General features: G+C 37.8%; 5 protein-coding genes. 2 read left to right on the top strand and 3 right to left on the bottom strand.

The genetic code is table 11. The annotated features are described in order from the left end of the window. Positions 1-1,000 (top strand): YadA-like family protein (locus JK188_RS16445; RefSeq protein ID WP_249216038.1); only part of this gene is annotated, 1,000 nt, incomplete at its 5' end. Positions 1,001-1,103: 103 nt separating this feature from the next. On the opposite strand, the gene can is transcribed toward JK188_RS16445, so the two are convergent. Both can and JK188_RS16455 read right to left on the bottom strand, forming a co-directional pair. Beyond that, positions 1,104-1,787 (bottom strand): carbonate dehydratase, encoded by a 684-nt coding sequence (gene can / locus JK188_RS16450; RefSeq protein ID WP_211885166.1) that lies wholly within the window; start codon positions 1,785-1,787, stop codon positions 1,104-1,106. Positions 1,788-1,975: 188 nt separating this feature from the next. After that, positions 1,976-2,263, bottom strand: coding sequence for a hypothetical protein (locus JK188_RS16455; protein WP_249216039.1), 288 nt, complete (start codon positions 2,261-2,263; stop codon positions 1,976-1,978). Between the two features lie 228 nt (positions 2,264-2,491). On the opposite strand from JK188_RS16455, the gene JK188_RS16460 reads away from it, so the two are divergent. Further along, on the top strand, positions 2,492-2,989 hold the full coding sequence (locus tag JK188_RS16460) for a hypothetical protein (protein WP_211885165.1): 498 nt from the start codon (positions 2,492-2,494) through the stop codon (positions 2,987-2,989). A 159-nt stretch (positions 2,990-3,148) separates the two neighbouring features. Here the strand turns inward: JK188_RS16460 and JK188_RS16465 are convergent, their stop codons facing one another. After that, the gene (locus JK188_RS16465; protein ID WP_036951608.1) at positions 3,149-4,564 is read right to left on the bottom strand and encodes an NAD(P)/FAD-dependent oxidoreductase; all 1,416 of its coding nucleotides are present in this window, start codon (positions 4,562-4,564) and stop codon (positions 3,149-3,151) included. Positions 4,565-4,600 lie beyond the last annotated feature (36 nt).

Raw genomic sequence — 4,600 nt, forward strand, 5'->3', positions numbered from 1 at the left:
ACAGATTATGTCAATTTTATTAACCTTTAATGCTGCTGCGGGTGAATTAAAAAATGACTCATTTCCAAGTAGAGCACTAACTAGCTTGCAACCTTCTGATATCCAAAACCAAATTAATAAAGCAGAGATGGAAGCTATTCAGATTGGAACACAATATACCGATAGTAAAGCGGCAGAATTAAATACTGCAATAGAAGCTTCTGAAAAAAATAGTCAAAGTTATACAAATAAAAAAGTGACTGAGTTAAATACTCGAATTTTAACTTCAACAACTCAAGCTATTAGCGTTGGAACCAATTATACTGATGAGCAAGTGAAAATTTTAGATTCCAAGATTCAAAACGCTCAGGCTAATGCTGCCACCGAAAGTAGCCAATATACCGATCAAAAAACTGAGCAATTAAATAAAAATATTAAAGAATCGCAATCCAACGCCATTACTGAAAGTCATCAATACACCGACCAGAAAACTCAGCAACTGAATAATAATATTAAAGAATCGCAATCCAATGCAATTACTGAAAGCAATCAGTATACTGACCAGAAAGCACAGCAGCTGAATAATAATATTAAAGAGTCACAATCTAGTGCGATAACAGAAAGTCACCATTATACAAATCAAAAAGCTGAACAATTAAATACCTCGATTAAAAGTGCTCAATCGAAAGCAATCAGTGATAGTAGAAACTACACAAATCAACGTGTTGATATGTTAGAACAAAATATGAATGGCAGACTCAACTCACTGGATAACAAAATGGATAAAAATGCCGATCGAGCTAACGCGGGTATCGCATCTGTTTCTGCAATGGCTAACATCCCGTATACCAACAACACCAATTTTAGTATGGGAATGGGTTTAGGAAATTATCGTAATGGCAACGCCGTCGCATTTGGTGGACAATATCATGTCAATGATAATATGAATATTCGTAGCTCCATTAGTTGGAATAATGAAGACAGTGCAGTTTATGGTGCTGGTATTGCAGTTGGTTTTTAAACTTATTTCCCAATCAAAAACACCCTCATATAAACTAAAAAAGACTCACTGATATTCATTTATCAATGGGTCTTTTTCGTAAAATTAATTTATAGGTATTATATTAATCCGCGGAGCAACCTGTTGTAAACGGTGCTTTTGTGGTTAAAGCCGCTATCGCTTCACGATAACAAAGCTCCAGTTTTGCTCGGCTATCTGCCGTAATATCAAGATCCACCAAATAACCATCATTAATACCGTAGATCCAACCGTGAACCATAATATCCTGCCCTCTTTTCCATGCAGATTGTAATACGGTGGAGTGGCCCAGATTATAAACTTGCTCAATCACGTTCAATTCACATAAGCGATTAATACGCTCTGTTGGTTTCAGTTCACCTAACATCCTACTATGTTTAAACCAAATATCTCGAATATGCAGCAGCCAATTATCAATTAAACCTAATTCCTTATTGTTAATCGCAGCCTCAACACCACCACAGCCATAATGCCCACAGACAATAATATGTTCCACTTTGAGCACATCAATAGCATATTGAATAGCAGATAAACAGTTGAGATCCGTGTGAACCACCAGATTCGCTATATTTCGATGAACAAATAGATCGCCAGGGCCAACTTTAATTAATTTTTCAGAAGGTACTCGGCTATCGGAGCAACCAATCCATAAAAATTTAGGTTGTTGGTCTTTTGATAATTGTCGAAAAAAGCTAGGGTCTTGTTCTTTAATCGACGTTGCCCATTCCCTGTTATTCACAAATAATTCTTTAATTTTATCCATCGCCATGTGGCACGCTCACTTACAAATCTTGCTATATATGATATTTAAAACGTGTTTATCAAAACGCAATCAATTTAATTAATATGCCTAAATTTACCAGAAGATTACTCTCAATCGGTTAATATGCAAAAAACATTTCATAACCAATGATAGCCTCTACATTAAATTCGTCATTAATTTGCTTATTTTTCTCTTTATTCTTCTACCATTTGCATTTTTAGCCAAAATGCTTGCTGGCATGCGTTAAAAAACTCTTTTCTTTGAGGTAAAACAGAACACCCCGCAGAATCAATAACTTGCCAAATAATCCAACGCTCAGGACATTGACTATCATTATCGGGAATAGATAATTCAATTTCTTCAGAGCATTGAAGAATAACCCCGTCATGAAATCGCCACTGCCGGATAATTTGCATAACTTCCGACTGGGCATCTTGCTGGCGCTGATCAAAAATAACTTCACATACGGCCTGCTTTTTCATGGTACCTAATATGTATTTTGCTAACATAGTTTCGTTTTTTTCATAAAAATATCGAGCCAATCGCATGCTTAAACAACCTTTATAAACACCTAAAAATCTTAACTCCGTAAAATAATTAGATATCAATTACAAAGTCTAAATAAAACCTAAAAAATACCGTTAATCCTATATCCTCTATTACACTTAAATTATACGTTACTTTATCATTTCAAAAACGAAAGGTTTGTTATGTTTAAAAAATTACTTTTATCGATCATTTTAAGCTGTACGGTTGTTTCTGGCGCTATAGCCAATTCGACCTGTTTGCCTGTGACTAATCAAAGTTTAACGAAAAGCGGTTTACCAACCCCTAAAAATAGCACCTCTTTTGCAAACTACACAGAGGTCACTAATAGCGTTTTCAGTGCCATAACTAAAGATATGACCTCAGAAGAGAGAAATGATGTAGTGTGCACCAAAGATGCCTTTAGCTATTCTATCTATATGTCTAATGAGCAGAAAATCGCGAAGATATGTGAAACAAAAAGCGGCTGTGATGATTTAAAAACCATTTTCCTGGTTATTGCTAACATCGACATTAATGAAGGAACGGAAGCAAAATTAAAAGCGGCAATGGCAAAAGCAGGTATTACAGAAACCAACATTAGAGATACTCCGGCAAAACTAGAGCAATTTATAGGCCAGTACGAAACACAGTTTACCCAGCATTTTGGCGATTTAGAGTAAGGTTACTTTCCAGTCAAACCTAATATCGTTGAGAAATTTAAAAAACGGCTTTATAGTTTTTATCTAATTTTAACTTCCTGTCGATACAAAAAAGCCCTCATATTGAGGGCTTTAGTATTTTTATATCTACATTAATGTCAACAACAGGCTGTACTTAACTTAGAAACGATACAGGCTAAATGCTTTCGGATTAATGATTGGCTCTTTACCTAATAGGATATCTGCGGTCATTTCAGAGGAAACTGGGCTTTCAGTCATACCCCAGCCAGTTGCTGTGTTAATAACCAGACCTGGATATTCCTTAACTTCAGAAATAATTGGGTTTTCATCTGGTGCGATAGCCATCGCTCCGCTCCACTGGTCAATTAATTTAGAGTCTTTAAATGCAGGGAACTCAGTTTTCAATTTTTCTAGAGATGAATTCAGTTCTGGTAAGTCTGGTAATGCCGTCATATCACGGTTTTTCTCAAATGGAGAAACTTCATCTAATTTCCAGCTGGTCTCTTGGGTAAACGAGTTAATCAGCTGTTCGTTTAATGAAATATGAACAGGGAAGTCTGGCAATGCTAACAATGGCAGGTATTTATAGCCATAAGTGAAGGATTCTTTAACAACAGGTGCCACTATCACGCGTGGAGAAGTTGCATAGGTTCCATCGGCTTGTTCACGGAAGTAAATATTGCCCGGCAGAGCAACGTTTCCACCCGGTGCATTTGGTGCCGCGCTAATCAATTGTTGTGATTGATAAGCTGGTAATGTTGGAACATCTACACCCAGATTTTGCATGAACAGACGAGACCAAACGCCGCCCGCAACAACAACTTGAGAAGTTTTGATTGCGCCTTTTTCAGTCACAACATCAGAGATCACACCCGCTTGAGTTTCTAAGCCACGCGCTGCACAGTTGGTATAGATTTTAATACCAATTTTCTTCGCGTATTCAGCCATAACGAATGCAGTAACTTCTGCATCGAAACTACCAGAATCTTCTTCGAAACCTGCAATTTTCCAATCAGACTTAGCACCCCGAAGACGCTGATTTAACTCGCTTCCTTCGATCATGCGTGTTTTGAATGGAATATCAGAGCCAACGTTTTTATGGCGCTCATCCATCCACTGGCGAACGTGAACCAGATCTTCTTCATCCAAAGGGACTTCTACACGACCTTGAGTACGATAAGTGGTATCAACACCCACCTTCGCATTCATATCACGCCAGCGATGTTTGCCTAAATGGTGTAATAAGAAGGTTTCATCGGTCATTTTGTATGTAATTGCCTGACCATAGAATCGAGATGATTGCTCTCCCGCAATGTTCCCTTTTTCTACAATCACGACAGATAACCCACGCTCAGCAAGGTTAATCGCCGTCATTACACCTAAGATACCAGCCCCAATAACAACAACATCAGATTGTTGTGGCAATGCGCCAGGCGTTCCTTCAACAAAACCAACACGTGGTTTACCCGGAACAAATCGCCCTTCACGAGTCAACATCGGAGTTAAAATACCGGCTCCCGCTGCGACAGCGACTACAGAACCACCAATAATAAATTTTCTTCTGGTTATTGCCATTTCGACACAATTCCTTATACACGATCAATATTACTT

This window comes from Providencia sp. JGM181, from assembly GCF_018257375.1.
GTDB lineage: Bacteria > Pseudomonadota > Gammaproteobacteria > Enterobacterales > Enterobacteriaceae > Providencia > Providencia lanzhouensis.

What these genes read in the sequence shown, in the direction of transcription:
- JK188_RS16455 (WP_249216039.1), bottom strand. Translation starts at nt 2,263, where the DNA reads ATGAAAAAGCAGGCCGTATGTGAAGTTATTTTTGATCAGCGCCAGCAA.
- can (WP_211885166.1), bottom strand. Translation starts at nt 1,787, where the DNA reads ATGGCGATGGATAAAATTAAAGAATTATTTGTGAATAACAGGGAATGG.
- JK188_RS16460 (WP_211885165.1), top strand. Translation starts at nt 2,492, where the DNA reads ATGTTTAAAAAATTACTTTTATCGATCATTTTAAGCTGTACGGTTGTT.
- JK188_RS16465 (WP_036951608.1), bottom strand. Translation starts at nt 4,564, where the DNA reads ATGGCAATAACCAGAAGAAAATTTATTATTGGTGGTTCTGTAGTCGCT.